27 protein-coding genes are annotated in these 24,562 nt (G+C 58.2%); 13 read left to right on the top strand and 14 right to left on the bottom strand.

Annotation, left to right across the window (positions count from 1 at the left end):
* Window positions 1–26: 26 nt before the first annotated feature.
* A complete protein-coding gene (locus GA0061100_RS32120; protein WP_075856916.1) occupies window positions 27–1,043 on the bottom strand; it encodes a serine hydrolase domain-containing protein in 1,017 nt (338 codons plus the stop codon).
* 110 nt (window positions 1,044–1,153) lie between these two features.
* Here GA0061100_RS32120 and GA0061100_RS32125 point away from each other — a divergent pair, with 110 nt between their 5' ends.
* Window positions 1,154–1,588, top strand: a complete 435-nt coding sequence (locus GA0061100_RS32125) for a DUF1489 family protein (protein WP_075856982.1) — start codon at window positions 1,154–1,156, stop codon at window positions 1,586–1,588.
* A 98-nt stretch (window positions 1,589–1,686) separates the two neighbouring features.
* Here the strand turns inward: GA0061100_RS32125 and GA0061100_RS32130 are convergent, their stop codons facing one another.
* The 7 genes from GA0061100_RS32130 to GA0061100_RS32160 form a co-directional block, all read right to left on the bottom strand.
* Entirely contained in the window at window positions 1,687–1,962 is a 276-nt protein-coding gene (locus GA0061100_RS32130; protein ID WP_075856917.1) for a hypothetical protein, read from the bottom strand.
* 126 nt (window positions 1,963–2,088) lie between these two features.
* A complete protein-coding gene (locus tag GA0061100_RS32135; protein ID WP_075856918.1) occupies window positions 2,089–3,582 on the bottom strand; it encodes a D-alanyl-D-alanine carboxypeptidase in 1,494 nt (497 codons plus the stop codon).
* 117 nt (window positions 3,583–3,699) lie between these two features.
* Entirely contained in the window at window positions 3,700–4,470 is a 771-nt protein-coding gene (locus GA0061100_RS32140; RefSeq protein ID WP_075856919.1) for a hypothetical protein, read from the bottom strand.
* Between the two features lie 336 nt (window positions 4,471–4,806).
* Complete coding sequence (locus tag GA0061100_RS32145) at window positions 4,807–5,412, bottom strand: transglutaminase-like cysteine peptidase (RefSeq protein WP_075856920.1); 606 nt, start codon at window positions 5,410–5,412, stop codon at window positions 4,807–4,809.
* A gap of 390 nt (window positions 5,413–5,802) precedes the next feature.
* Window positions 5,803–6,765 carry a prolyl aminopeptidase gene (gene pip, locus GA0061100_RS32150; RefSeq protein ID WP_075856921.1) on the bottom strand — a complete coding sequence of 321 codons (963 nt, stop codon included), beginning with the start codon at window positions 6,763–6,765 and terminating at the stop codon, window positions 5,803–5,805.
* Window positions 6,766–6,838: 73 nt separating this feature from the next.
* On the bottom strand, window positions 6,839–7,468 hold the full coding sequence (locus GA0061100_RS32155) for a PilZ domain-containing protein (protein ID WP_075856922.1): 630 nt from the start codon (window positions 7,466–7,468) through the stop codon (window positions 6,839–6,841).
* Between the two features lie 83 nt (window positions 7,469–7,551).
* The gene (locus GA0061100_RS32160) at window positions 7,552–8,214 is read right to left on the bottom strand and encodes a PAS domain-containing protein (RefSeq protein WP_244558012.1); all 663 of its coding nucleotides are present in this window, start codon (window positions 8,212–8,214) and stop codon (window positions 7,552–7,554) included.
* A gap of 317 nt (window positions 8,215–8,531) precedes the next feature.
* Here GA0061100_RS32160 and GA0061100_RS32165 point away from each other — a divergent pair, with 317 nt between their 5' ends.
* Both GA0061100_RS32165 and GA0061100_RS32170 read left to right on the top strand, forming a co-directional pair.
* Window positions 8,532–9,302 (top strand): rhomboid family intramembrane serine protease, encoded by a 771-nt coding sequence (locus GA0061100_RS32165; RefSeq protein ID WP_075856924.1) that lies wholly within the window; start codon window positions 8,532–8,534, stop codon window positions 9,300–9,302.
* 165 nt (window positions 9,303–9,467) lie between these two features.
* On the top strand, window positions 9,468–9,902 hold the full coding sequence (locus tag GA0061100_RS32170; protein WP_075856925.1) for a CBS domain-containing protein: 435 nt from the start codon (window positions 9,468–9,470) through the stop codon (window positions 9,900–9,902).
* A gap of 159 nt (window positions 9,903–10,061) precedes the next feature.
* On the opposite strand, the gene GA0061100_RS32175 is transcribed toward GA0061100_RS32170, so the two are convergent.
* The 3 genes from GA0061100_RS32175 to folE all read right to left on the bottom strand — a co-directional run bounded on the left by GA0061100_RS32175 (window position 10,062) and on the right by folE (window position 12,215).
* Window positions 10,062–11,021, bottom strand: a complete 960-nt coding sequence (locus GA0061100_RS32175; protein ID WP_075856926.1) for a patatin-like phospholipase family protein — start codon at window positions 11,019–11,021, stop codon at window positions 10,062–10,064.
* Between the two features lie 107 nt (window positions 11,022–11,128).
* Complete coding sequence (gene hisI / locus GA0061100_RS32180) at window positions 11,129–11,578, bottom strand: phosphoribosyl-AMP cyclohydrolase (protein WP_075856927.1); 450 nt, start codon at window positions 11,576–11,578, stop codon at window positions 11,129–11,131.
* A gap of 25 nt (window positions 11,579–11,603) precedes the next feature.
* Entirely contained in the window at window positions 11,604–12,215 is a 612-nt protein-coding gene (gene folE / locus GA0061100_RS32185) for a GTP cyclohydrolase I FolE (RefSeq protein ID WP_075856928.1), read from the bottom strand.
* Between the two features lie 289 nt (window positions 12,216–12,504).
* On the opposite strand from folE, the gene GA0061100_RS32190 reads away from it, so the two are divergent.
* From GA0061100_RS32190 to GA0061100_RS32215, 6 genes are all read left to right on the top strand, one after another.
* Window positions 12,505–12,969, top strand: coding sequence for an iron-sulfur cluster assembly scaffold protein (locus GA0061100_RS32190; protein WP_143525598.1), 465 nt, complete (start codon window positions 12,505–12,507; stop codon window positions 12,967–12,969).
* Between the two features lie 14 nt (window positions 12,970–12,983).
* Entirely contained in the window at window positions 12,984–13,406 is a 423-nt protein-coding gene (gene yidD / locus GA0061100_RS32195) for a membrane protein insertion efficiency factor YidD (protein WP_075856930.1), read from the top strand.
* 4 nt (window positions 13,407–13,410) lie between these two features.
* The gene (locus GA0061100_RS32200; protein WP_075856931.1) at window positions 13,411–13,956 is read left to right on the top strand and encodes a DUF1697 domain-containing protein; all 546 of its coding nucleotides are present in this window, start codon (window positions 13,411–13,413) and stop codon (window positions 13,954–13,956) included.
* A gap of 89 nt (window positions 13,957–14,045) precedes the next feature.
* Window positions 14,046–14,660: a hypothetical protein gene (locus GA0061100_RS32205; RefSeq protein WP_143525599.1), complete on the top strand. Its 615-nt coding sequence runs from the start codon at window positions 14,046–14,048 to the stop codon at window positions 14,658–14,660.
* A gap of 159 nt (window positions 14,661–14,819) precedes the next feature.
* Complete coding sequence (thrS, locus tag GA0061100_RS32210) at window positions 14,820–16,808, top strand: threonine--tRNA ligase (protein WP_075856933.1); 1,989 nt, start codon at window positions 14,820–14,822, stop codon at window positions 16,806–16,808.
* Between the two features lie 143 nt (window positions 16,809–16,951).
* Entirely contained in the window at window positions 16,952–17,791 is an 840-nt protein-coding gene (locus tag GA0061100_RS32215; RefSeq protein WP_075856934.1) for a lysophospholipid acyltransferase family protein, read from the top strand.
* An 83-nt stretch (window positions 17,792–17,874) separates the two neighbouring features.
* On the opposite strand, the gene GA0061100_RS32220 is transcribed toward GA0061100_RS32215, so the two are convergent.
* Window positions 17,875–18,945: a hypothetical protein gene (locus GA0061100_RS32220; protein ID WP_143525600.1), complete on the bottom strand. Its 1,071-nt coding sequence runs from the start codon at window positions 18,943–18,945 to the stop codon at window positions 17,875–17,877.
* A gap of 153 nt (window positions 18,946–19,098) precedes the next feature.
* Between GA0061100_RS32220 and GA0061100_RS32225 the strand changes: the two genes are divergently transcribed.
* The 4 genes from GA0061100_RS32225 (at window position 19,099) to GA0061100_RS32240 (ending at window position 22,061) form a co-directional block, all read left to right on the top strand.
* Window positions 19,099–19,686 carry a nitroreductase family protein gene (locus GA0061100_RS32225; RefSeq protein WP_075856936.1) on the top strand — a complete coding sequence of 196 codons (588 nt, stop codon included), beginning with the start codon at window positions 19,099–19,101 and terminating at the stop codon, window positions 19,684–19,686.
* Complete coding sequence (locus GA0061100_RS32230) at window positions 19,686–20,291, top strand: flavin reductase family protein (protein ID WP_075856937.1); 606 nt, start codon at window positions 19,686–19,688, stop codon at window positions 20,289–20,291. Before GA0061100_RS32225 ends, GA0061100_RS32230 begins: the two co-directional genes overlap by 1 nt.
* Before the next feature lie 113 nt (window positions 20,292–20,404).
* Window positions 20,405–21,559 (top strand): DUF2336 domain-containing protein, encoded by a 1,155-nt coding sequence (locus tag GA0061100_RS32235; RefSeq protein ID WP_075856938.1) that lies wholly within the window; start codon window positions 20,405–20,407, stop codon window positions 21,557–21,559.
* Between the two features lie 34 nt (window positions 21,560–21,593).
* Complete coding sequence (locus GA0061100_RS32240; protein ID WP_208621608.1) at window positions 21,594–22,061, top strand: GNAT family N-acetyltransferase; 468 nt, start codon at window positions 21,594–21,596, stop codon at window positions 22,059–22,061.
* Window positions 22,062–22,065: 4 nt separating this feature from the next.
* Here the strand turns inward: GA0061100_RS32240 and GA0061100_RS32245 are convergent, their stop codons facing one another.
* Both GA0061100_RS32245 and GA0061100_RS32250 read right to left on the bottom strand, forming a co-directional pair.
* Window positions 22,066–23,244: an AI-2E family transporter gene (locus GA0061100_RS32245; protein WP_075856939.1), complete on the bottom strand. Its 1,179-nt coding sequence runs from the start codon at window positions 23,242–23,244 to the stop codon at window positions 22,066–22,068.
* A 127-nt stretch (window positions 23,245–23,371) separates the two neighbouring features.
* On the bottom strand, window positions 23,372–24,502 hold the full coding sequence (locus tag GA0061100_RS32250) for an esterase-like activity of phytase family protein (RefSeq protein WP_075856940.1): 1,131 nt from the start codon (window positions 24,500–24,502) through the stop codon (window positions 23,372–23,374).
* Window positions 24,503–24,562: the final 60 nt, after the last annotated feature.

Consider the following 24,562-nt stretch of genomic DNA (forward strand, 5'->3'; position numbering starts at 1 on the left):
GGTCGAAACGCGACCTTGGGCAAAGATCATTTGCTTATGGGAGTAGTGACGGGGACGCCGGCCACGCGGCTTCCCAGGAGCATGACTTGCAGCTGCTCGATTTGAGCACTGCTTGGCCCGTTATTGGCGTCGCAGACCCTGTGAACCAAGACCGTCGCTATGTCCGGAAACACCATGAGATATTGGTTTCCCATGCCGGACGCCCAGTAAAATGGCTTGTCCTTGACGATTTCGGCGGCGGCTGTCGGCGGTTGCAATGCGTATCGTCCGATCCACCAGCTGTAGCCAAAACCCGCACCATGCCCGAGATCCGTATAAGGCACGGTGCTTCTGCTGATCCATTCCGCCGGAATGATCTGGGCATCACGCCATCGGCCGCTATTCACCAGGAGCACGCCCAAGCGTGCCAGGTCACGCGCGGACATTCTGATCTTGTAGGCTGGATGGATCGATTGAGGTATCGTCTTGAAATAGAAGTGTTCCGACCGGAAATCCTGCATCTGGAGCGGGATTGCAATACGGCGGGAAAAATCGTCAGCAAGCGGAACGCCGCTCAGTTGCTGGAGGATAACCCCCAGAATATTGAAGCTCCAATTGTTGTAGAACCATTGTTCTCCGGCGACATGGGTACCTCGGGGCGGCAGGAGGGCCGGATTCTGATCGGCGGCGGCGTGATAGACCCCCGATCTCGACATCAAAAGATCAGCGATCGTCGCCTGTTTCTCTTTCGGTGTCAGTGCCGGTTCGCAATCATCGATATCCAGTTCGGCGAGAGTCATAGCCAGATCGATCGTACCCTCGATCTCATGCGTGCCGATCAATGCGCTCAGCAGGCTTTTGCGCATCGAGGCGATGCCGGTCACATCGGCAATCTTACCCCATGAACTCACAATCAGGCCATCTTGCACGATCATGATCGCGGACGATCCGATGGTTTGCGCATAGCGGTAGGCATTTGCGAGAGCAGTGCTGGACCAGCCGAACTGGCCGGGATCATCCGCTGCCGCCCACTCGTTTGATGGGTAATCCGATGCGCTGCCCATAACCGCCTCCGAGAGAATCACCTCTTGCGCTGTCAGAGGATGTTACCCACTCTGTGGATGTCGATAGCGAAAAGCTTGACGCTGCCGGGCAAAAGGATTTCAACGGCACTATGGCTTTACATCTCATCAAATTGTGCGTCGGCGCGGATTCATTGGAGGATCTGCGCGAATGGGTGTCCGAGCGGGCGATGAACGCCATTGCCGCCGGACTGGAGCCTCATACGACCCATACGACACGCATGGTGCCGAAGCGGGTGGAGGAGCTGCTGGACGGCGGCTCGCTCTATTGGGTGATCAAGGGGCAGGTGCAGGCAAGGCAGAAGCTTCTCGGGATCGAGACCTTCACCGACGCGGAAGGTATTCATCGCTGCCGGCTCATTCTCGATCCGAGCGTCATCGAAACGACCGGGCAGCCGCGGCGCCCATTTCAGGGCTGGCGTTATCTGCCGCAAGACGATGTACCCCGCGACCTCGACAGTCTCGGCGCGGCGGCTGAATTGCCCGCCGATCTGCGGCGGGAGCTTTCCGAACTCGGTTTGCTGTAGGGCGTCTGCTCAGAGCGGCTCTGCTTTGAACCGCTCTATCCTATTGTTTTCACGCGGCTCCAGATGGAAAACCGCTACGCATTTTTCCGAAAACTGCCTCAGCGCAGCCGCATCATGATCGGAGCTCGGCCGGTCGGCGCAGTGATGTGCAGATGAATATGCGCTTCCGGTTGCGAATAGCGCCAGGCGCGTGCGCCGTGGCAGAGCAGGATGCCGATCAGATCTTTCGTCTTGTTGCGCGAGCGCGAACGGCTGAGACCGAGGTCCGCCAGTCGCATCGCCGCTTCATGCAGCGGATGAAGAGCAAAGCTCTTCTGTTTCATCTTGCCCCCGCTATCGAGCGAGAAACCGGGAAAGTTCTCGTTCATTGCCATTTCAAAACCCCGTACACGTTACCAAATCAGGGCCGGCCCGTTTGACATTCGGGACCGGAAAGCCGGGCGAGACACAAAGCCCGGCCAATCTACAAACCATGCGGCGCGAAGATCGCGGCCGCATTCCTATTCCATGCTTGCCCAGCACTTCACGCCGGCGCGCTTGAGCGCCTTGCAGGCATTCATTGCTTCGCTCTGATCTTCAAAACCACCAAAACGGGCGCGGTAACCGCCATCGAAGGCGACCGCATAGGGCTTGGCCGAACGCAGGGCCTTCCCGCCCTTGTTCTTTGCCGTATCAAGCAGATCGGTCGCGCCATCCTTGCTGGAGGAAATCCCGATCTGAACGACCCAGCCCGTCGGCCCACGCTCAGCTTTGTCAGCCTTAGCAACCTTTTCGGATTTCTCGGCCCGCTGCAGCTTGACGAGTTTCGTATCACTCTTGGAGGTCGATGCGGTCGTTACGGTATCGACCTCGTCCTCATCGGCATCGTCTGAGGATCCGGCGGAGGCTGCTTCATCATAGGCAGGACGCTGGACAGGCTTTGCGGCGAGCAACGGATTACTCGACTGCGGTGCCACCGCCGCAAAAGCCGCCGCGCTGGATGGGCTGGAATCGGCGACTTCGGTCGTTCCGTCATTCTTGATCTTTGCGCGACTGATATCCGCCATGCGTGCGCTGGCTGCCTGCACATTCGGCGTCGCAGCCGGGACCTGGGCGATCACATTGGAAGCGATGTGCTTCGTCGATGCCGCAGGCAGATAGTCGGCGATCAGCTTACGCATCTGATTGTCTCGAGCCGGTGTTGAAGCGCCGCCAAGGACGACGCCGACGATGGAGCGACCATCGACTTTCACGGAGGTCGCGAGATTATAGCCGGCAGCACGCGTATAACCGGTCTTGATGCCATCGACGCCGCGCACGGAGCCAACCAGGCGATTGTGGCCAAGGATCGTGCGGTTGCCGAGCCGGAAGCTCGTTTCGGAGAAGAAACCGTAATATTCCGGGAAATGCTCGCGCAAGGCGATGCCAAGGCGGGCCTGGTCACGAGCTGTGGTCATCTGTGCGGTATTCGGCAAGCCATTCGGGTTGCGATAGGTCGTGCGCGTCATGCCGAGCGCCCGCGCCTTGTCGTTCATCATGCGGGCGAAGCCCTCTTCGGAGCCACCAAGCATTTCGCCGAGCGCCATTGCGGCATCATTGGCAGATTTGGTGACGATGCCGAGGATTGCCTCGCGAACGGTCACGGAGCGACCGGCACCAATACCGAGCTTGGTCGGCGCCTGAGCGGCGGCATTCCTCGAAAATACAACGGGAGTATCGAGGGTGATGCGCCCGGCTTCAAGCGCTTCGAAGGTCAGATAGACCGTCATCATCTTGGTCAGCGAGGCGGGGTAGTGCAGCGTGTCGGCATTTTCACTGTAGAGAACGTTGCCGGTATTGGCGTCGATGACGATGCCGGCATATTTCGGACCGGCCGCGCTCGCATCAATGACAGTCACCGTGACCGTCGCAGTCGCGATCGAAAAACCAAGAAGCGCTCTCGCCAGAATCCTACCGGTTTGAGATGACGAAACGGAAAGAATGGATCTGGACACTAAATCACTCTCTGCTTGCATTTACATTCTCGATTATCCGGCCGCCGCCTCCATGAACGGCCATTCCGTTCAACAGTAGAGGCTTAGCGTTACCAATCGGTTTATGATGAACAGTTGGTTTCAGGTTTCTGCGCCATTTTAGCGGCCGCCCACGGCTGTCGCCGCAGGCGCGACGTTATCCACAAGGCGTGTCTTGACGAAGTTCTGGACAGCAGCATCCATGGCGCGCCAGTCGCCCAACTGAGTGCTGGAAAAGCGGTAGAGAACGCTCAAATCCTTGCCGACCTTGATATCTCTCTGACAGTCGCCACTGGTTGCCAGCGTCGGTGAAGAGGGTAGGAGGCAGCGCACGACATAATCGGTCTCGCCGGTCCGCGGCGCCGTCAAAAGGATTTCGTCATTATAGCCGGCATCCGCGCGAAGCCGATGCGCCGTCAGGCCGAAGGGGCCGGCATAGGCAGCCCCATCCATCAGCTGCGAATAGATCGGACCGAGCCGGCCGGACATGTCACGGGACATCGTGCTCTGGCTGATTTGCAGGAAGATCAGCGAGGATGATTGCGAGATATCGTCGAAGCGTATGCGATCGGCTTCGCTGTAGCCCTGCATCTGCGGCCAGGTCAGATAGAGATCGACGCGCTCGGCGGTGCCGTCCGCGCGCTCGCTCGGAAAGCGGATCGTGTTTGCAGCGAGATGCATCGTGTCGTCGCCGATCGTGACAGAGATGGGCTTGGTATCGGTTGTGTGGCCTGCAAGCGAAATTTTCTCACCAAGCCAGTGTCCACCGACGGATATGGCGACAGTCAAGGCTGCCAGAACGGCAACACCTGCCGTGAGCCGATAGACAAATCCGCTCGATATCAGCGGTCCTTCTTCGACCATTGCTGCGGATGACAGAGGAGGAGCCATACTCTTGCCTTCATTCCCTTCCGCTCCGATCGCCATCGTTGATGGCAAAACCTCGCGGTGTCTGACTTTTTTGAGTCTCGGTGGAAATGATGATTGGCGCCACGATAGTTAACCGACGGTTAAATATAAGTCGCAACCCATGCTAATGGCACACTTAAATTCCCGGGATATTTTCAGCGCTTGCCTTGAGGCCAGCCACCAAACGAAAAAGAGCCGTTCCCCGGGACAGTGGGAACGGCTCGGAGGCACCGGCCTGGACAGAAATCAGGGGACGAGACCGGGCCTCTGACTTTGACCATCGACGCTAGGCCGCCGATGATCCTGTGTGAAGAGCGCTTACTTCAAGCTGCCGACCGCGACGGCGCGGCCATCCTGGATCTTGACCCAGCGGGCCGGGTGATCGGCGGACTGGCGCTTGAGGAAGGTATATTCGGTCTCGGACCAGAGCTTCACCTTGTTGCGCATATTATCGAGAATGAAATCGCCGCGATCCGTGCGAACTGTCAGCACCGCATGGCCTTCGCCGTTCGGCTGCAGCACGACGGTCATAAGCAAATCGGAAGGCGAGAAGCCGGCATCGATGAGTTGCTTGCGCTTCAGGAGCGCAAAATCTTCGCAGTCGCCGGCGGTGGTCGGGATCGCCCACTTCTCTTCGACACCGTAAAGTTCCATATCGGTCATCGGCTTGATGGTCGTGTTGACCGTGTAGTTGATCTTCAGGATCGCCTTCCAGCTGTCCTCGTTCAGGATCATCGGGCCTGCGTCACCGCCGGAATAGGCGCATTCACGCGGGTTTTCCTTGCAGAACTCATAGTGACCGATCGGAGGGGCAGCGTCGCCGGTGATCGTCATGTTGGCGGGTGCTGCCTGAGCAAGACCGAAGAAGCCAAAAGTGAAAAGCCCCAGAGCGGCAAAGCCGCGAAGTACGATTTGAAAGTTCATGTCCCTGTCCCTGTTTTTATTGGGATCAGAATGACACGCGTGATTTTATCTGACGCAAAATTGCACAGTCAAATTAATGGCTTAGTTGAATCAAATCTGGAGAAAATTCTCATAAAACACGCAGAAAACTTGATTCAAGTTCGCGGTAAATTCGACTAAAATTTGAATGAATTTGGTATCGGATACGAGGAGCTAAAATCCCGCCTTGCGTTGTGTTGGAAGGATTGCCCGAAACGGATTTCTTAACGCCAGAATATCTGTTCTGGCGGAAGGTATCCCGGAACGATGCAGAACGGTGGCGACGAAGTGGTGTCTAAACACCAAAATTGACAGTTTTCGACCGGATCTGTGCCATTTTGGGAAAGCCGGCTCAAAAAATATTTTTGATTTTTATTGCTGGATATCGCAGCGAAAAGCGTCGGTCGTGCGGATGATCGCGGTAGCCATCTCTGCGACTTCAGGCGAGTGGGCAGCGTTCGCAACGACCACCAGCTCCGCCCCCGGCCATGCCTGCGACAATTCCCAGGCGGTCACGAGCGGCGCCTCGAGATCCATGCGGCCCTGGATCATCGTGCAGGGGATGCCGGCAAGCCGGTGGATGTCGCGCAGGATCTGCCGCTCCTCGAGCCAGGCCAGGTGATGGAAGTAGTGTGTGATGATCCGGGCGCGAGCCGTGAGATAACGCGGGTCGGACCAACGCGGCGAAAGGGCTGCGCGCGGATCGACCAGGATCGAGGCGGACTCCCATTCGTGCCAGTCTCTGGCGGCCCTCACATGGATTGCGGGATCGGGGTCGAGCAGAAGGCGATAATAAGCTGAAACCAGATCGCCATCGCGCTCCTGCTCCGGCACGGCAACCCGAAATCGAGCCCATTGCTCCGGAAAGAAACGGCCGAGACCTTGATAGAGCCAATCGATTTCCGATTGTCTCGTCATGGTGATACCAACGAGGAGCAAGCCTTCAACTCGTTGCGGATGGGTTTCGGCATAGGCGAGCGCAAGCGTGCAGCCCCAGGAATTGCCGAATACGATCCAACTTTCCACGCCGAGCCGCAATCGCAATAGCTCGATATCGGCAATTGTGTGCCAGGTGGTATTGGCCGAAAGATCGATCGCCGGTTCCGACGCATGCGGAAGGCTTTTGCCGCAGCCGCGCTGGTCGAACTGGATGATCCGGTAATAATGCGGGTCAAAATAGCGCCGCGTTCCAGCAGAACTCCCGGACCCCGGCCCACCGTGCAGGACAACGACAGGCCAACCTTCGGGATTGCCCGATTGCATCCAATAGATCTGCTGGCCGTCACCGACCTCAAGCAGGCCTTCGGCAAAAGGAGTTGTATCCGGATAAAGCATTGTGCCGTCACGCAATGAGGAGAAAGACAGGCGTCGCTATTTCGCGATGCCGCGTGACAGGACAATGACAGTATCAGAGAAATTCGCGCAAGGTCTCGCGCGACTGTAGCGAAAGGAACTCGATCGCCACGCCTTCCACGAAATGGCGCACGACGCGACCGCGCATATTGCCAAGGCGCACTGGCGTTCCGAGCGTGGGACGTACTTCGACGTCGACCGCTGCGCCAGATAGCGACAAGTCCATGATACGGCAGACATATTGCGTGCCATCATCCAGCGTGAGTTCGCTGCGGGTATTGCGCGGCGTCAGACGATCATGGCGGCGATCTTCCGGCAGGCCGAGTTCGTGTTTATTGGCAAGCCAGGTCAATTGCGCGGCAAGCTTTTCGCGTTTCCGCTCGGTCGCGTTGATCGACATGGTGAAACCGCGGCCATCGACCGCAACGACATTGCCTTCGACACGGCCGAGGTGATCGATGTAGGCGATGACACGCTCGCCGGCGCGCGGACGTCCCAAGCAGGTGACATGTAGGTCACCCGGCGACATCTCGGTGACCAGGCACTCGAATTCCTCGTAATTAGCCAGCATCAGGCGACCCTGCATATTGATCGGAACCCGTTGAAAGGTCCGCTGATCATTGCGAACAGCATTGCCTGTCATTTGGTTGGGCCGCGTCGCATGGGCCGGCTGGAATGAGTGCATGGAAGCGTCTTGAACCCTATTGCGTCTCTTCCAACTATTAGCCGCAACTCCTTAAAGTAAGGTTGTCTTTCCCGAGACATAGCTTAGAGATGATCGCCGATTTTGTTCCGAGCTGGGTCAATTCCGGCTCTCTCGCGCCCATTTTTTGCTTGAATTAACTTTCGACGCATCCATTCGCCCAGGCTGGTGCTTCCCTGATGCGGCAGAAGATCCGTCGGATCTGGATGCGGCGGCGCATCCACGAGCCGGGCAGTGCGGTCGCGAAGTAGGCGGCTGCGATCAAGTGCCAGAAATTCCAGGCGCTCGTTACCGAGCCACGTCGTGTAAACGGTAGGCGTCAGACAGCCAAGCAGTCTGTCGCAAGTATCGCTCGATGTGCGAACCGGCAGCAATATCATCTCGAAGGTCATGCTACGGCCGCTGATGCAATAACCCGTCGCGTGGATCGATGCGGGAACCACGTGCTTCATCACGCCGGCGGCAATGTGTACCGGATCGTCCTGCTGGCTGCCAGCCCAGAGCGCGGCGAAATCCTCGCCGCGAATCTCACGCCCCATGAGGTTGCAGATCGCCGTACCGGCCAGACGGAAGCGGGGATTGTCGTCCGCCGTGTTTTCCAGGATGAACAGCTCGGGAAGAATGTGGCCGATCGCCGATGGCTGTATCAAATTGCGCAAGGGGGCATCCGCGTTGCCGCGTATGTGCTCCCAATAGGTAAATATATCGATGCTTGTCTTCTGGCGCATAATGCGTCCGTGTCCCATTTCATTTCAAATACAAAGGCATTCATTGCCTTCGACTCCTACCTTGCGAATTCCATGCCAGAGCCGGGCCGTTAGGGTTAACAAGGAGTTTCAGTTGCTCGGCGCGGTGGCTGGTGTAAGGCTTTGTTCATCACTTCACCAAGTGACCTTCAGCACGAATTTCCCGGGTGCCATGCAGGCCATCGAGGTCCAATCCGGATAGGAGCATCCCGGCACGCCGCCCGATATTACGGGCGGCTTTTTTTTTGATTTTCGCTGCGCTATGTGTCGATGACTTCCATTGATAAGCCGAGCAAGACATGGACCATGAACAGCTGCCGCGCCCAGAGCCGGAAAATCCGCAGCCGCAGCAGCGTGCCCCGGCCTTCAATCTGCCTCCTGCCATTCTGGCGAGCCTTGCTGTCCTGATCGTCATCTTCGCGGTCATGAACCTGCCATGGTGGTCGGACAATACGCTGAACTGGATTTATTTTGCCTTCAGCTTCATCCCGGCCCGCTATGCCTTCCCCTTGTCGCAGCAGGGGCTGGAATGGCTATGGACGCCTGTTACCTATTCGCTGCTGCATGGCGGGGTGGAGCATATCGTCTTCAACAGCCTTTGGCTGATGGTCTTTGCCGCGCCGGTGGCGCGACGTATCGGGCCTCTACGCTATGTGATTTTCTGGATTTTCTCGTCCGCCGCCGCCGCCTTCCTGCATGCAGCGCTCTATTGGGGAGACCAGACACTTCTGATCGGGGCGTCCGGCGTCGTCTCGGCGTTGATGGGGGCGGCTTGCCGCTTTGCCTTTCCGGCTATGGACGGTCGGCGGGTCTCCATGCGGCAGGCGCATCTCAACCCGCGTCTCAGTATTCTAGGGTCGCTTCGAAGCCGCACCGTCGTCGCCTATATCGTCATGTGGGTCGCCGGCAATGCACTCGTCGCCTTCGGGATCAACCTTGCCGGCGACAGCTCGCAGCCGGTGGCATGGGATGCTCATATCGGTGGATTCCTGTTCGGATTCCTGCTTTTTGCACCCTTCGACCGGCAGCCGCTTGTGGAAGCTCAGCAAGCTTTACCACCCGATGAATGAGCTGTTGCTTTCTTACTGACACAGGCGCACCATTGCTATCCGTCGGTCATGGGATGAGAAGATCGACCGACCGACGGGCAAGGCGTCGGTTTGAGCTCCGGGGGTAATTTCGGAACATATCGGACGCTTCAAGTGTTCATCATGCTTTCGAGATGGGAGGATCGAATGTCAGTTTCCGTAAAGGCCATACTTGAAGCCAAGGGCCGCGACGTCGTCACGACGGGCGGTAATACGACCGTTGGCGAGGCCGCGAAGATTCTCAACGAGAATCGGATCGGCGCCATCGTGGTCGTCGGACCGGGCGGCAAGATTTCCGGCATCTTCACCGAGCGGGATGTCGTCAATGCGGTTGCCAAGCATGGCCATGAATGCCTCGACAAGCCGATCGCTTCGATGATGACGGCCAAGGTACATCGCTGCAAGGAAGATACGACGACCGACGAATTGATGGAGCTGATGACGATGCGCCGCTTCCGTCACGTTCCCGTCGAAGAGAAAGGCAAGCTTTCCGGCATCATTTCCATCGGCGACGTCGTCAAATGGCGTATCCGCGAGATCGAGCTCGAAGCCGAGCAGATCAAGGCCTATATCGCCGGGTGAGGGGCGGTTCGGTGCTGTCGAAGCAATCGACCCCGTGGGTCGATTGCCGCAACGAATGCATGGAGCTCAAAACCAAGGGCCGGATTGTACCGCATCGACAGAGTCTCTCTTGTTTGCGGCGGAGATGCCCAACTTATCTATATACGTTTGATTTACGCCTTAGCGCGCGTAGGCTTCCTGCATGCGGCGGATTTCGGTCAATCGTGCCAACGTTTCTTCGTAGCCACGCTCTATAGCTTCGCCAGCACGGTGAAATTCAGACAGGCCGATATCGCTGAGCCGAGGATGCAACGCAAGATCTGGTGGATCTCCGGCCAAACGCGCGCGAGCGATCCTGTCCTGAATGATGTTGAAAGCCTGCACCATGACGCCGGTCATGCCGAGTTTCATGGAAGGAGGGTCCTCCCGGCGCAGCAGATCACCGTTCGGCAGTCCGACATTGTGTTTGACCACAGCAGAGCGGCCAAAGAGATCGTAGTGCAGATTGACGGCGACCACGAGCGGCTGTTCATATGTGCGGCACACCGAAACCGGTACGGGATTGACCAAGGCACCGTCGACCAGTGTGCGGCCGTTGGTGCGAACCGGCTCGAAAATGCCGGGCAGGGCATAGGAAGCCCTGAGCGCCGTGATGAGCGATCCATTGGCAATCCAGACTTCATGGCCTGTATTCAACTCCGACGCGACCGCGACAAAGGGACGGTCGAGATCTTCGATGGAAAATCCTTCCAGATGTTCCTGCATGCGCTTGGTCAGCCGCATGCCGCCGAACAGTCCGCTACCGCCGATGGTGAGGTCGAGCAGGCTGGCGATGCGACGCATGGTCAGCGAACGCGCGAAGGCCTCGAGCTCGTCAAGCTTGCCGGCAAGATAGCAGCCACCGACCAGGGCGCCGATCGACGTGCCGGCAATCATGCCGACTGCAATGCCGGCTTCATCGAGTGCGCGCAAGACGCCGATATGCGCCCAGCCGCGCGCAGCGCCACCGCCAAGCGCCAGGGCAATCTTCACTTTTTTAGGAGGGCCAGGAGGGAGAAGCGGGGTAGACGTATCCTGCGTGAGGCCTGAACCGGTCGAGCTCTGTCCGCCGATATGACGATTCAACCCCCAATTCAGCATGTTACGCCTCCTCCGAGGCTCCGTGTGCCTCGGCTAAAATACTGTCCCTTTTTCGTTTCCAAATCGTATACTGGTTGTGGCTTGTTGAAACACCATCACCGATAGGTCTATTGTTTGTAGACTTCTTCCGGATTGAAATGCAGGTGATCGTCGACCACGCTCAGCACCGGCTTCCCATCTTCGAGCTCAACCGTTCGATAGAAGCAGGAACGGCGACCAGTATGGCACGTCGCATCATGTCCGGCGACCTCCACTTTCAGCCAAATGGCGTCCTGATCGCAATCCGTTCGGATTTCCTTCACCGTCTGAAGGTTTCCCGAGGTTTCACCTTTTTTCCAGATTTTTCCGCGCGAGCGGCTGAAATAGTGCGCCGTGCCGGTCTTGATCGTCAGGGCGAGCGCCTCGGCATTCATATGCGCAACCATCAGCAATTCGCCATCATGCGCATCGGTCACGATCGCGGTAATCAGGCCGCGATCGTCGAAACGGGGCGTGAAATCGCCGGCATCCTCCAGCTCGGATTTATCTTCAGAAGGAGCATTGAAAATCACATTCATCTCCGGCTCTTTCGTTGAAGCCTGGTCAGCGGCCCCGGACCAAAGACATGAAACGGGCCTGTTCGGCCGGATCGGCCTTGAAGGCACCCGTGAAGGTCATCGTCAGCGTCGAGGAACCCTGCTTCTTTATGCCACGCATGGACATGCACATATGTTCGGCGTCGATCATCACCGCAACGCCGCGCGGACGCAGCGACTCGTCAATCGCATTGGCGATCTGGGCCGTCATGGCTTCCTGCGTCTGCAGGCGGCGCGCAAAAATATCGACGACGCGAGCGATTTTCGACAGGCCAAGAACACGACCGCTCGGCAGATAGGCGACATGCGCCTTACCGATGATCGGCACCATGTGATGTTCGCAATGCGAGTAGAATGGAACATCACGCTCGAGGACGATGTCATCGTAGCCGGAGACTTCTTCGAAAGTGCGGCCGAGCACATCCTCGGGATTCAGTTCGTAGCCGCCGAAGAGCTCGCGATAAGCCTTGGCAACGCGCGCGGGCGTATCGAGCAGGCCTTCGCGACGCGGATCATCACCGGCCCAGCGAAGGAGAACGCGGATTGCGTCTTCGGCTTCCTGCTGCGACGGGCGTTCGGAATCAGTGACTTGCGGAAAGTTCTTTACAATGGCGTCCATTACCTGTGGTTCTCCTGATCCGCTGCGCGGATATCATCTTGTCGGACTCGCCACTGGCATTCCCCGAGGTACGGAGATTTTGTACCTTTGGCGGGCTCCGGGGCGTTCTGGCTGGCGGACAAGCCTGCCGTCCTGCACGGTTTCCCATCAAACTTACAGAAGACCATTGCATTTCGTTGGTCTTCGAACGACATACATATAGTATGGCATTGTCCCTGTGAAAGTGTCCGAAATGGACACGCTGTGTTTTTTGTTACGAAACACGAACGGGTGCATCGGAGCAAAATCTGTGATGGACGACATCTACAACAGCAAAATCCTAGAGTTTGCCGGCAATATCGGCCGCATCGGCAATCTTTCTGACGCTGATGCCAGTGCCCAGGCCCATTCCAGACTGTGCGGTTCTCGCGTAAAAATCTGGCTGAAAATGGACGGCGATGTGGTGACCGATTTTGCCCATGACGTCAAGGCCTGTGCGCTCGGCCAGGCATCCTCTTCGATCATGGCCCTCCATGTCGTCGGCGCTTCGGCAGATGAAGTGCGCAAGGCCCGCGAAGACATGCTCGCCATGCTCAAGGCCGACGGCGAGGGGCCGGACGGACGTTTCGAGGACATGCGCTATCTGAGGCCGGTCAGGGACTATAAGGCCCGCCATGCCTCGACCATGCTGACATTCGATGCCGTCGTGGATGCGATCGGGCAGATCGAGGCGGCTCGCCAGGGCGAGAATGCCAAAACAGCCGCGGCGGTCTAGGCGGGCTGCGGACCATGTGCCAATTCTGTCTGATGCAGGACGACGATGAGGACGAGGGCGGTGCCGCTCCTCCGAGGCACGCGCGTCGCGACACATCACCGGCGGGTGACAAGATCGCAAAATCGCGAAACTATTCAGGACCTTTTCGCAAGACACCGGACCGGCTTTTCGGAATGGGCCTCATTCGCCTTTATCAACTGACGCTTTCTGGCTTCATCGGCAATTCCTGCCGCCATATCCCAACCTGTTCGGAATATGGCTATGAAGCCGTTGCTCGCCACGGGCTCTGGGCTGGCGGCTGGATGACGCTGTTTCGCGTCGTCCGGTGCGGTCCTGGTGGGACGAGTGGGCTCGATCCGGTGCCCGATGAGCTGGAGCGCCGCTATCACTGGTGGACGCCCTGGCGCTATTTCCGTCTCGGGCACAAGGCTGCCTGACCGCATGGCGATCTACGTCGCGCTGCTCTACAGTATCGTTCTCGGGTCGGGCCGCAGGGTCGTCATGGCCGATCTCAAGGCGATGGCGGAGAGTTTGGGCTTTCGCAATGCCCGCACTCTGGTGGCGACCGGCAATCTCGTTTTCGAAGCCGAGCTACAGCCGATCGCATCGATCGAGGCAAAGCTTGAAGCCGGCTTTGCTGCGGCTTTCGGCAAGCATGTCGACATCATCGTCCGCGATGCCGATACATGGTTGAGGCTTGCCAACGGCAATCCCTTTCTCGACGGGATTGGCAGCGAGGTCATCGTTCGAGTGATGCGGCAGCCGCTCGAACCCGAAGTGCTGGTAACGCTTGCGAAATACCGCCGGGGCGAGCGTCTGGCTGTTGTCGACGGCGATCTATGGATCGATTTCGGTCTCAAGGCCAGCGAGACAAAAATGCTGCCGGCCCTGACGACGAAGAGGCTTGGCATCGGAACGATGCGAAACTGGAACACCGTGCGCGGCATCGCTCAAATGATTAGCTGCGACGAAAAAACTTACATTTAAAAAGGCATCGAGATGTGGCTCTACTGTCATGCCGATCTAGTGGCGGTATTCAAACGCAATCATGGCAATAGACATGGGGCGGAAATGCATTGAGTGAAAATACCTCAGGAAATACCAAGCCGGAATTGCAAGCAAAAATGGCGGCTGCGAATAAACGTGGCCAATTGCTCATGTTTGTCTGGGGCGTCTCGCTTCTTGTCGCCATCGCGGCTTGGGTGTTGTTCCACTACGAATTACAATCGGTTGCGTGTTATTTCCGCGATAATTCGTTTCTGCGCGATATCTGGCCGCCAAATGCTACCGCTTTGTTGCAAATGCCGAGCCTACACTATTCAGAGAGGGATCAATGCACCTTCTTTGGCGTCAGATCGATCACCAGTCTGACGTTGCTTGTGGGTTTCATCATTCTTTTTGCTTGGACTGGCAAGGAGTTGAGAAGCTTCAGAATCAAGAAATTTCCCCTGATCTTTCCGGCTTTATTGATAGGTTTCGCTATATTCTTCATGTGGTTGGATAAGTTCGACGATTATCATGGCTTGCACGCTTCGTTTGGCTTCCACCCGAATGATTCCATCGACGCCGCAATTATCAAAAGCCTCCTTAGAATATACTTCTATTATTGGCTGCTTTTTTGCTCGCTCCTCAGCCTTATTTTATATTTCCCCCCGAAACCGGCCTCCAAATCACCTTCCCCGACAAGCTAAGGCCCGCTCGATTTCTACGGTCCTTAAGCGCACTTTCCTTTACTAAGGTCTGAAAAGCCTTTATCAGGCACGCGGTCAATTGTCCGCAAGATGCGGATGTTTGACCATTTCCACCAAACCACCCGCATTCGTTGGCGGGACTGGACAAGGAGCATATCGATGTCCCAACCCATTTCCCTGACATTTCCCGATGATTCCGTGCGCAGCTTCGCTGCCGGCACGACCGGTCGCGATGTCGCCGAATCCATTTCCAAGTCGCTGGCCAAGAAGGCTGTCGCCATTGCTATCGACGGCACCGTGCGCGACCTTTCCGATCCGGTGACCGATGGTAAGATCGAAATCATTACCCGTTCGGACGATCGTGCGCTGGAGCTGATCCGCCACGACACCGCGCACGTTCTCGCCGAAGCCGTACAGGAACTTTGGCCGGGAACGCAGGTGACGATCGGCCCGGTCATCGAAAACGGCTTCTATTACGACTTTGCCAAGAACGAGCCCTTCACGCCCGATGATCTGCCTGTCATCGAGAAGCGGATGCGCGAGATCATTCTGCGCAACAAGCCGTTCACCAAGGAAATCTGGTCGCGCGAAAAGGCGAAGGAAGTCTTTGCTTCCAAGGGCGAACGCTACAAGGTGGAGCTGGTCGACGCTATCCCCGAAGGTCAGGATCTGAAGATCTATTACCAGGGCGACTGGTTCGACCTCTGCCGCGGTCCGCACATGGCCTCGACCGGCCAGATCGGCAATGCCTTCAAGCTGATGAAGGTTGCCGGCGCCTATTGGCGTGGCGACAGCAACAATCCGATGCTGACCCGCATCTATGGCACGGCATTCGCCGAACAGGCGGATCTGGATAACTACCTGCACATTCTCGCCGAAGCCGAAAAGCGCGACCATCGCCGTCTCGGCCGCGAAATGGACCTGTTCCATTTCCAGGAAGAGGGCCCCGGCGTCGTCTTCTGGCACGGCAAGGGCTGGCGCATGTTCCAGACGCTGGTGTCCTATATGCGCCGGCGGCTGCAGGGCGACTATCAGGAAGTCAACGCGCCGCAGGTGCTCGACAAGTCGCTTTGGGAGACTTCTGGTCACTGGGGCTGGTACCGCGACAACATGTTCAAGGTGACGGTCGCTGGTGATGACACTGACGACGACCGCGTCTTCGCACTGAAGCCGATGAACTGCCCGGGCCACATCCAGATCTTCAAGCATGGCTTGAAGTCTTACCGCGAACTGCCGATCCGCCTTGCGGAATTCGGTGCGGTCCATCGCTACGAACCTTCGGGCGCGCTGCATGGCCTGATGCGCGTGCGCGGCTTCACGCAGGACGATGCTCACATCTTCTGCACCGACGAGCAGATGGCCGCCGAATGCCTGAAGATCAACGATCTCATCCTGTCCGTCTATGAAGACTTCGGCTTCAAGGAGATCGTCGTCAAGCTCTCGACCCGCCCGGAAAAGCGCGTTGGTTCGGACGAGCTCTGGGATCGCGCCGAAAGCGTGATGATGGACGTGCTGAAGACGATCGAGGCGCAGTCCGAAGGGCGTATCAAGACCGGCATTCTGCCGGGCGAGGGCGCGTTCTACGGGCCGAAGTTCGAATATACGCTGAAGGATGCCATCGGCCGTGAATGGCAGTGTGGCACGACGCAGGTCGACTTCAACCTGCCGGAACGCTTCGGTGCGTTCTATATCGACCAGCACTCCGAAAAGACGCAGCCGGTGATGATCCATCGCGCCATCTGCGGCTCGATGGAACGCTTCCTCGGCATCCTGATCGAGAACTTCGCCGGCCACATGCCGCTCTGGGTCTCGCCGCTGCAAGTCGTCGTCGCGACGATTACCTCGGAAGCCGATGCCTATGGCGAGGAAGTTGCCGAGGCGCTGCGCGATGCCGGTCTCGATGTCGAAACCGACTTCCGCAACGAGAAGATCAACTACAAGATCCGCGAGCATTCGGTGACGAAGGTTCCGGTCATCATCGTCTGCGGCAAGAAGGAAGCCGAGGAGCGGTCGGTCAACATCCGCCGTCTTGGCAGCCAGTCGCAGACCTCGATGTCGCTCGACGAAGCGATCGCGTCGCTGTCTCTCGAAGCGACGCCGCCGGACGTTCTGCGCAAGCGCGAAGCACGACGCGTCAGGGCCGCTTGACGGCCACCTTATCTGGCGGCACCTTCAGGGTGCCGTCAGAGAAGTGACATACAGCTTTCATATAGTTGATGAATCAACGCGTTGCTGTGGCTGCAACATGTGACGCAACTGAACCATAGGAGCGGGGCAGCCCCGTCGCGCACTTGGAATTCAAAGAATTATCCTACGCCAATGAACGGGACACGCGGATCAAGCGCTGGCTCATCCGCTCCATCGAAGGTCTTTCCGGCCGAGACCGTTACGCCCGACTCTACGATATCTGGCGCACTGATATTGTCGGCAAGAGCGAGCGGGTTTTTGGCAAGATGCTTGATCTCATCGATGTGCGCCTGCTCATCAAGGGCGAGTGGCCGCCCAATCAAATTCCCGAAGCGCCGATCGTCATCGTCGCCAATCACCCTTACGGCATCGGCGACGGAATTGCCGTCCTGGCGCTTGCCGAGCAATTGGGGCGCCCCTTCAAGGTCCTCATCAACAACGAATTGTTGAAAGTACCTGAGATGCTCGACTATTCGCTGCCGGTTTCCTTCGAGGAAACCAAGGAGGCGATGGCGATCAATATGAAGACTCGGCATGAAGCCGTTCGCCTGCTCAAGGAAGGCACGACGATCATCGTCTTTCCGGCCGGCGGCGTGGCAACCGCCAAGAAGGGTTTCGGTCGCGCAGAAGATCTGCCCTGGAAAATATTCCCGGCAAAGCTCATCCAGGCGGCACGGGCGAGCGTCATTCCCATCTATTTCGAGGGACAGAACGGCCGGCTGTTCCATCTGGCGAGCCGCATCTCGATGACCCTGCGCATTTCGCTGCTAATCCGCGAATTCCGGCGCCTCTCGGGCAGTACGATCACCGCCCATATCGGCGCCCTCAGAAGCTGGGAAGCACTCAGCGAGGGTAGCGACCGCAAGGATCTGCTGACGAAGCTCTATGGGGCGGTCTTCTCCATGGCACCCCCTAGAAAGGTGCTGCGGCGCAAGGCTGGATGAGCGGCAAGGGGACCGGGCTTCTCCTCACCGAACGGTGACTACTGCGATAACTTCAGCCGGCGACCAAACTCGGGTCGCCGTCGTCAATCCATGCTATCGCCATCATCGCCGCCTGTAGCAGGTGCCAATTGTTCATAGGTCGGCAGCGGCTGTTGATTGGTCGTCGCCGGCGGTGTCTGGCTTTGGCGCATCGGCGGCATCTGGATCGGCAGCTGGCGGGCGGGCTGTTCGGTATCGGCATCCTGCGGCTGCTGCTGCTTCATCAGCACTTCCACATCCGTATTCATGCCGGCGGCGACGGTGAAGTCGCGCTGATAGATCTTGTCCTTGTTGCGAGCGACGGCCGTGTAGCGACCTTCTGCGAGCACCATGGTCGGAAAGGCGCTGACGCTTTCCCCGACGATATCGCCCGCCGATGTCAGGATCGACCAGGCAGTATCGGCGATCGCCTCACCGCCGGCATCCGAGACGAGCTTGAACGTGATCTTTGCCGCTCTGTGCTGAATGGTCGCCTCGGTCACCTTACCGGCTTCCACCTGGATGTCGGCGCGGATGACGGCATTGACCTCGCCATATTCTGAAACGACATGGTAGGTGCCGGCGCTGAGGCCGACCAGCGTATTCGGCTTGACGTCGTCCATGACGAGACCGCGTTCGCCGTCTTCCTTGGCTTCGCTCGAATAGATCGAGAAGCTCAGCTCATTCGGCGGAATGCGGACATCAGGTCCGGATACGGCATTCAAGACCATACCGCCGGCGTCGAGAACCATCGTCTGCTTCTGGGTGTCGCCAGTCTCCGGAACACTCAGCCGCTTGGTGACGCCGGCGCGGCCGAAGGAGACATTGACGAAATAATCGCCGGGCAAAAGGTGGAAAGAGGCCGAGCCTCCACGCGAACTGGCAACCAGCGGCAGCTTGCCGTCGGCACCCGCTATCGGACTGAAGACATACCAGGCAAGGCCCTGCTGCTGCGGGCCGCTCTGCGGCGTGAGCTTGGCCTCGAGGGAAACGTCACGCAATGTACGCGCGGACGAATTCTCGCCATTCGGCGCTACGAAAGCATTGAGCTTTGGCATCTTGACGCTGCCGTCGAGCTGCTTGAATTCCTTGAACGCTTCCTGTGCCGAGACGGCCGTACTCATGCTCGCAAGCATTACGAAAACCGCGCTCAATCGGCGAGCGGATGAAATGCCTGACATGGATACCAACCGATTGACTTCCGATAAAACACACGCCACTTCAAAACCAATGCGATGGCAAATTCAAGACCTCATCCTACCACAAGCCAAAATGAAGGCAGTTCCTCAATGAAAACCGATATCAAGCTGGTCGATTATCTCGCCGTGCGCCGATCTATTCCTGCGTTCCAGATGTCGGAACCGGGGCCGGGCAAGGCCGAGATCGGGGAGATTCTGCGGTTGGCCTCGCGCGTGCCGGATCATGGCAAGCTCGCCCCCTGGCGCTTCATCGTCTATCGCGGCGAGGAGCGTGCGCGTATCGGCGAGGAGCTGCTAAAGCTCGCGCTGGAAGCCAAGCCTGACCTGTCGGAGGAGATGATCCAGGTCGAGCGGACTCGCTTTACCCGTGCCCCCGTCGTCATCGCAGTCGTCAGCAAGGCAGCGCCGCATTTCAAGATTCCGGAATGGGAGCAGCTGATGTCGGCAGGCGCGCTGTGCATGAATCTGCTGATTGCGGCCAATGCCCATGGCTGGGTCTCCAACTGGCTGACCGAATGGTTCGCCTTCGATGAGCGCGCCTATCCGCTTCTCGGCGTCCAGCCGGGCGAGAAGGTTGCCGGCTTCATCCATATCGGCTCGACAAGCTTCCCGCCGGTCGAACGTCCGCGCCCGGAACTTGCTGAAACGGTAACATGGGTTGGCGGCGAGGACGCGTGATGTTCTATACGACGGACACAAATCGTCATGGCCTGGCACACGATCCCTTCAAAGCCATCGTCGCGCCACGGCCGATCGGCTGGATCGGCAGCAAGGGCAGGGATGGTTCGCTGAACCTGTCCCCCTATTCCTTTTTCAACGCCGTCAGCGACCGGCCGAAGCTTGTGATGTTTTCTTCCGCCGGCAGAAAGGACAGCGTGCGCAATGTCGAGGAAACCGGTGTCTTTACCGCCAACCTCGTCAGCCGCCATATCGTCGAGAAGATGAACCATTCATCCATTGCCGTCCCCTATGGCATCAACGAATTCGAGCTGGCTGGCCTGACGGCGAAACCAGGCAAGCTCGTGGATGCACCTTATGTCGGCGAAGCCTTCGCGGTTCTCGAATGCCGGGTGACGGAAGTGCTGAAGCCGAAGGGCCTTGATGGCGAGCCGTCGGAAAACATCATGGTCATCGGTCAGGTCGTCGGCATCCATATCGACGAGACGATCATTCGCAACGGCAGGCTGGACATGGCGCTGGCGCGTCCCGTCGCGCGCATGGGCTACATGGATTATAGCGAGGGCAGCGACGTCTTTGAGATGATCAGGCCAAAGGCGCCCTGAGGGGCGCCACTCATGTCTATGGGCGAAAAGTTAATAAGCAAGGTAAACGCCCCGTAAACCTTTGCCCGATAACGTGAAGCATATGAATTTGCGGGGCAAGAATCGCCTCGTCGATATCGGGGCGTTACGTGATTATAGAAGCATTCCTTCGCTGGGCTGAAACCGCCAAGGCAGAAAGCAGAAGCCGGGCGGCCAATGCGCTCGGCAGGGCCTATCTGCAGTCGGAGATGCCGAAAGAAGAGCGTGACGCCGCCCAGATGGCGATGACCTATCTGCTCGACGATCCGTCTCCTCGGGTGCGGCTGGCGCTCGCTGAAGCCGTCGCCCATTCGGCTAGCGCGCCGCGCAATGTCATTCTGTCCCTTGCCCAGGATCAGCCTGAGATTGCGGGGCAGATCATCCTGTTTTCGCCTGTGTTCACCGATGCCGATCTTGTCGACCTTGCGTTGCATGGCAGCGATGTGGCGCGGATTCTCATCGCCTCCCGCGGGCAGGTGCCGCGTGCGGTCTGCGCTGCGCTTGCCGAGATCGGTGGAGAAAGCGAAATCCTGTGTCTGCTCGAGAATGACGGCGCATTGCTTTCACAGGCTTCGCTCAAACGTATCGCCGAGCGTCTGGGCGATTGCGCCGACATACGCGGGCTGCTTCTTTCCCGAGACATTCTGTCTTTGGATATCAGGCACCTTTTGATGCGTCAGATCAGCGACGCGCTTTCGGAATCGGCTCTCGTCCAGAGCTTTGTCGGTAACTCCAGGCTGCAGCAGGTAACGCGTGAAGCAACCGAAGCCGCAACCGTCACGATCGCGGGAACGGCACAGCACGAGCAATTGCCAGATCTGGTCGAGCACCTGAGGCAGAGCGGCTGGCTGACACCGGCTTTCCTGATGCATGCGTTGTGCTCCGGCAAGGTCGATTTCTTCGCCAGCGCGATCACCAATCTTTCCGGCTACGACGAGCGGCGCGTGCGCTCCATCATTTCAAGAGGCCGCGTCTATGCGATCCGGGCACTCTATGAAAGCGCGGGCCTGTCCAAGGATATCAGCACGATCTTCGTCGAGGCGACGATGATATGGCGCGAATCCTCCCGCAAGAACGGCAATGCGATGCTGGAAGATATTTCTTCGCGCCTGATGCGCAAATTCCGCCTGGCGGAGCCTGCGCCCGGCGCTGCGACACAGCTCCTCGACATGGTGGAGAGGCTTGCAAACGCCGAACGGCGGCAGGCCGCGCGCAGCTTCGCTGCACTGGCAGCGCTTGCCGCTGCATGATATCCAGCAGTCGGTTTATTTTCCGAGGTTTATCTTGTCGCTGACGATTGCTGTCGAATCCCCGCGTCAGGAAGGCGTGATCCGTCTTCTCGACATGTCGAGCGCCTATGCGGAGTCGCTTTATCCGCCTGAGAGCAACCATATGCTTGATCTGTCTTCGCTGGAGAAGGCGGACGTGACCTTCTGGGTTGCCAGAGTTGAAGATGTGATCGTCGGATGTTGCGCGCTGGTGGAAGCCGGTGACGGCACAGCCGAGATCAAGCGTATGTTCGTCGATCCGGCCGCCAGGGGCCGCAACGTCGCGCGCAAGCTCATGGAGACGCTCGAAGCAACAGCACACGAAAGAGGCCTTTCGGCGGTCCGGCTGGAAACTGGTATATATCAGCCGGAAGCGATCGGCCTTTACCGAAAATTCGGGTATTTCGAAATTCCCGCGTTCGGCAGCTATCAACCGGACCCGTTGAGCCTGTTCATGGAAAAGCGGCTGGAGCAGACCAGCTAAACAACTAGCCTTCGGCAGCGTCCCGAACATGCAGCTGCAGTTCCGGTTCCTGCGCCTGCTGTTCCTCGGTCAGTTCGGCCTCGCGAATCCATTCGCGCCAGATGGCGACGATAATCGCCATCAGGACCGGGCCGATGAAGAGGCCAAGGAAACCCATGGTCTTCACGCCGCCCACCAGACCGAAGAAGGTTGGAAGGAACGGCAGCTTGATGGGGCCGCCGACAAGCTTGGGACGAAGCGTCTTGTCGACAATGAAAAGCTCGATCGTGCCCCAGAGGAAGAGGGCGATACCGGCCCAAAGCGAGCCGCTGGCAACGAGATAGATCGAGACGAGCGACATCGAAAGTGGCGCGCCGCCCGGCACCAGCGCCATGACGCCGGTGAGAACACCAAGCGTGATGGCCGAGGGAGCGCCGGCAATCCAATAGGCCACGCCGAGAACGATACCTTCACCGATGGCAATCAGCGTCATGCCCATGACGGTGGAGCTGATCGTCGCCGGCACGACACGGGAAATCCGCTCCCAACGATTGGGGAGGATGCGTTCGCCGAGCAGATCGACCTGGCGAACGAAGGTCGCGCCGTCACGATAGATGAAGAACAGCGCGATCAGCATGAAAAGCAAGGTCAGCACGACATGGAATGCACCACCGCCGGCTGCAAGCACAGCCCGGTAGATGTTGCCGATATGCGCGCCGCTTACGAGCTGAGCCAGTTCGCCGAGCGAGCCGGGGCTACCGACATATTGCACCCATTGCTCACCGAGCCAGGAGCCGATGACGGGCAGAGCCAAAATCCATTGCGGCGGCGGCGCCCCTTCGCGGTTGACATGGATCGCCCAGCCAAACCAGTCGCGCACCTCGCCGGCCATGTAGATGGCGGAAAGGACGATCGGCAAAACCAGGAAGGTGACGATGAATGCAATGGCGATGGTGGCGGCAAGCGTCGTATTGCCCCCGGTGCGGCGCACGATGTCGCTATAAAGCGGCCAGGTGGCAAAGCCGATCACCGCTGCGGCCAGAACCGGGACGAGAAAGCCGTAAAAGAAATAGATGCCGGCAATGGCAATCAGAATCAGCAGCCAGCGCGCAGCGGAAATGGACGGGATCAAAGGCATGCGCGCATGCGCGCTTGGTCCCAGCCACCGATGCTCCCTCGGCTTATGACGTTCAAATACACCCACCGGTCTTACTTCGCCCCTCTTTACTAGATCATCCGGTTATGGGGTATGATCTAGGCCGTTTCAAGAGCAACGGCTTTAAAGCCTCTCTATTATGCGGCCATGACATTAGCACGACTGAAGCGAGATATCAGGAAGGGCGCCTGATCACCTTGAACGCGAAAAACTGCGTCTTTTGTGTCGGATTGAAATTATTGTCGGCGACAAGGATCAATAGATCGCTGCCGTCTTTCGCTTTGCCGAAAGTAATGCCTTCAATATTGTCGGGGCCAAGACCGAGGGCACGCAGATCCATGATCTGCGTCTTGCGCACGGGCACGATGCGCTGATCAGTCTTCGCAAGCGATGGAATATTGGCGACGTCCGTGGCGCCATCGAGGTCGAACATATTGATGACGACCGAATTGCCGATGCCTTGGGCAAAGCCGCGCTCGACCGACAGGAGATGACGATCATCGAGCGCCAGAATCTCGGACAAGCCGAAGTCATTCCAACCGTTCGCCATCGGCGGCGCCTGCGGAATAGGCGAGATTGGATAAACATATTGCGCCTTCTGCTGGCCGGTCGCCGCGTCATAGCGGATGAGGCGTGCAAGCGCGCCGTTTGTCAGCGTCGTGATGGGACCATCTTGGTAGAGCGCCGATTCCGTACCGATGAGAACGTCTCCGCCGGTAAGGAACGTGGTGCCCTCGAAGGCGAGATTATCGCGAATGCCCGCACTCTTGTCCGCGGACGGCGCAAAACCATCAGGCAAGGAGAATTCGCGAAGGAAACTGCCGTCGCGATTGGCGACGCGCACGAAGGGTGGCAGCAGCGCCTTGCCGTCGCCTTCGCTGGTCCAGTAGATCCCGTCCTTGCCCAGACGAATGGACTCGCCATCCGCCTTTTTGATGGCAAAGGGCTGGCCATCCTTGTCCTTCAACGTGACATGATCGACAACCGCGACACCCTTCAAGCCGCTCGCATCGACATCGATGTCGAGATCGTAGAACCGGGCCGGTGCCTTTTCGGAGCGGTCGTCGCTGATGGCGATATAACGGCCAGTCGACGGATCGAAATCGATGCCCGAGAGGCCGCCGACCTCAACGCCATTCTCCATGAAACCCGTCGGAATATCGTAGTTGCCGAGATAGGAAAGACTGATGCCGGCCTTGCAATCGCCGAAGGGGCAGGGCACCTCGATCGTCGTTCCGATATCCAGCGCATAAGCGGCTTTAGCGAAGAGGAGAGCGGCGGCAGTCGTCAGGAATGGCTTCAACATGGCGAAATCGTCAACCCGAATAGTAAAATGGCAGCACCTAAAGCAATGCCGCCATCTACA

Source organism: Martinezella hainanensis (assembly GCF_900094555.1).
Taxonomy (GTDB): Bacteria; Pseudomonadota; Alphaproteobacteria; order Rhizobiales; family Rhizobiaceae; genus Rhizobium; species Rhizobium hainanense.

What these genes read in the sequence shown, in the direction of transcription:
- GA0061100_RS32135 (WP_075856918.1), bottom strand. Translation starts at nt 3,582, where the DNA reads ATGCAAGCAGAGAGTGATTTAGTGTCCAGATCCATTCTTTCCGTTTCG.
- GA0061100_RS32145 (WP_075856920.1), bottom strand. Translation starts at nt 5,412, where the DNA reads ATGAACTTTCAAATCGTACTTCGCGGCTTTGCCGCTCTGGGGCTTTTC.
- GA0061100_RS32155 (WP_075856922.1), bottom strand. Translation starts at nt 7,468, where the DNA reads ATGCACTCATTCCAGCCGGCCCATGCGACGCGGCCCAACCAAATGACA.
- GA0061100_RS32120 (WP_075856916.1), bottom strand. Translation starts at nt 1,043, where the DNA reads ATGGGCAGCGCATCGGATTACCCATCAAACGAGTGGGCGGCAGCGGAT.
- GA0061100_RS32175 (WP_075856926.1), bottom strand. Translation starts at nt 11,021, where the DNA reads ATGCTGAATTGGGGGTTGAATCGTCATATCGGCGGACAGAGCTCGACC.
- GA0061100_RS32130 (WP_075856917.1), bottom strand. Translation starts at nt 1,962, where the DNA reads ATGGCAATGAACGAGAACTTTCCCGGTTTCTCGCTCGATAGCGGGGGC.
- pip (WP_075856921.1), bottom strand. Translation starts at nt 6,765, where the DNA reads ATGCTTTATCCGGATACAACTCCTTTTGCCGAAGGCCTGCTTGAGGTC.
- GA0061100_RS32140 (WP_075856919.1), bottom strand. Translation starts at nt 4,470, where the DNA reads ATGGCTCCTCCTCTGTCATCCGCAGCAATGGTCGAAGAAGGACCGCTG.
- GA0061100_RS32225 (WP_075856936.1), top strand. Translation starts at nt 19,099, where the DNA reads ATGAAAACCGATATCAAGCTGGTCGATTATCTCGCCGTGCGCCGATCT.
- folE (WP_075856928.1), bottom strand. Translation starts at nt 12,215, where the DNA reads ATGGACGCCATTGTAAAGAACTTTCCGCAAGTCACTGATTCCGAACGC.
- GA0061100_RS32170 (WP_075856925.1), top strand. Translation starts at nt 9,468, where the DNA reads ATGTCAGTTTCCGTAAAGGCCATACTTGAAGCCAAGGGCCGCGACGTC.
- GA0061100_RS32200 (WP_075856931.1), top strand. Translation starts at nt 13,411, where the DNA reads ATGGCGATCTACGTCGCGCTGCTCTACAGTATCGTTCTCGGGTCGGGC.
- GA0061100_RS32220 (WP_143525600.1), bottom strand. Translation starts at nt 18,945, where the DNA reads ATGCTTGCGAGCATGAGTACGGCCGTCTCGGCACAGGAAGCGTTCAAG.
- GA0061100_RS32165 (WP_075856924.1), top strand. Translation starts at nt 8,532, where the DNA reads ATGGACCATGAACAGCTGCCGCGCCCAGAGCCGGAAAATCCGCAGCCG.
- GA0061100_RS32250 (WP_075856940.1), bottom strand. Translation starts at nt 24,502, where the DNA reads ATGTTGAAGCCATTCCTGACGACTGCCGCCGCTCTCCTCTTCGCTAAA.
- GA0061100_RS32125 (WP_075856982.1), top strand. Translation starts at nt 1,154, where the DNA reads ATGGCTTTACATCTCATCAAATTGTGCGTCGGCGCGGATTCATTGGAG.
- hisI (WP_075856927.1), bottom strand. Translation starts at nt 11,578, where the DNA reads ATGAATGTGATTTTCAATGCTCCTTCTGAAGATAAATCCGAGCTGGAG.
- GA0061100_RS32230 (WP_075856937.1), top strand. Translation starts at nt 19,686, where the DNA reads ATGTTCTATACGACGGACACAAATCGTCATGGCCTGGCACACGATCCC.
- GA0061100_RS32160 (WP_244558012.1), bottom strand. Translation starts at nt 8,214, where the DNA reads ATGCGCCAGAAGACAAGCATCGATATATTTACCTATTGGGAGCACATA.
- thrS (WP_075856933.1), top strand. Translation starts at nt 14,820, where the DNA reads ATGTCCCAACCCATTTCCCTGACATTTCCCGATGATTCCGTGCGCAGC.
- yidD (WP_075856930.1), top strand. Translation starts at nt 12,984, where the DNA reads ATGTGCCAATTCTGTCTGATGCAGGACGACGATGAGGACGAGGGCGGT.